Source organism: Mesorhizobium sp. M0184 (assembly GCF_040322215.1).
In the GTDB taxonomy this organism is placed as follows: domain Bacteria; phylum Pseudomonadota; class Alphaproteobacteria; order Rhizobiales; family Rhizobiaceae; genus Mesorhizobium.
The window spans coordinates 1-1,470 of record NZ_JAMYSZ010000089.1 but is presented as its reverse complement, the minus strand read 5'-3'; the positions used below and the strand labels follow the sequence as shown (position 1 = coordinate 1,470).

General features: G+C 66.5%; 1 protein-coding gene. It reads left to right on the top strand.

Annotation, left to right across the window (positions count from 1 at the left end):
* The first annotated feature begins 83 nt into the window (after positions 1-83).
* A complete protein-coding gene (locus tag NKJ23_RS34395; protein ID WP_352685161.1) occupies positions 84-1,172 on the top strand; it encodes an IS110 family RNA-guided transposase in 1,089 nt (362 codons plus the stop codon).
* Positions 1,173-1,470 lie beyond the last annotated feature (298 nt).

The window sequence follows — 1,470 nt, the reverse complement described above, 5'->3', positions numbered from 1 at the left end:
ACGGCATGATGGGGTGGACGGCGCCCGACGGCATCGGATGTGCCAGAATGAGTTCGTTGAGATCTCAAACAAGGGAGCCGTCCGTGGAACACCTTATCCGTATTGGCATGGATACGTCCAAGAGTGTTTTTCAGCTGCATGGTGTCGACGCTGCGGAGCGTTCGGTGCTGGTGCGTAAATTGCAACGGCGGGCGGTAGTCCCGTTCTTCGCCAAGCTTGCGCCGGTGAGGATCGGGCTGGAGGCGTGCGGCGGCTCGCATTACTGGGCGCGCACGCTGTCGGGGCTGGGTCATGAGGTGGTGCTGATCGCGGCGCAGCACGTGAAGCCATATGTGCGGCGCGGCAAGCATGACGCGGCTGACGCCGAGGCGATCTGCGAGGCGATGAGCCGGCCCAGGACACGCTTTGTTGGGATCAAGAGCGGCGAGCAGCAAGCGGCGCAGATGCTGTTTGGGGTGCGCGAGCAGCTGGTGCGGCGGCGCACGCAGCTTTCCAACACGATCCGCGGCTACGCAGCCGAATTCGGCCTGGTGGCCGCACAAGGCCTTGCCCGCATCGAGCCACTGCTGGCCCGCATTGCCGGCGACGCGACGGTGCCGGGGCTGGCAAAGGAACTGCTTGAGACGCTCGGCGAGGAATACCGCGCGGTGTGTGCGCGATACGCGGCAATCGACAAGAAGCTGTTGGCCCATCACCGCAAGGACGAGACTGGACAGCGGCTGGCTGCGATGCCCGGCGTCGGGCCGGTCGTGGCGAGCCTGCTCGGCGTCAAGGTCACTGATGCGACAGCGTTCGGCTCGGGACGCGACTTCGCGGCGTGGCTGGGGCTGACGCCGAAGAACCATTCGACCGCCGGCAAGAACCGGCTGGGGGTGATCACGCGGGCCGGCGACGAGATGCTGCGGCAGGCGCTGGTGGTGGGCGCGACGGCCCACATCCAGCAGGTGCGTCGCGGCCGCGCCAAGGCCTCGCCGTGGCTGGCGGCGTTGATTGCGCGCAAGCCGCCGAAGCTGGCGGCTGTGGCGCTCGCCAACAAGACCGCCCGCATGGCCTGGAAGATGATGATCACCGGCGAGCCGTACCGTTGCGGCCTGGCGGGCAACCTGACGCCTCCTCGCCGCCCTCAAGGCCGCTTCGCGCCGCCTACGGCGGTGGCCTGCGGCCAGCCCTGACCGCGGCTCAGCACGGCGCTGACATGCCCGGATAGGCCGCAACGGAGGAACACCGAACACAAGCTCTTGCAACGGAAGGAAGATGGCGTGATCGATCGATCCGTGACGCGCGAAACTCCGAGGGATCCATTGGCCAACGAAACCGCTGGCATGATTGGAACGGGCGTCGCGAACCCCACCTTGGCCAGCGGCCGCAAGGACCGTGCTCAAAGGCCGGACATATGGACGCAAGCGATCGAAAACGACGCAAAACAACCGTTGCAGGCAGGGCGCCGTCCACATATGGATCCCAGGGTCT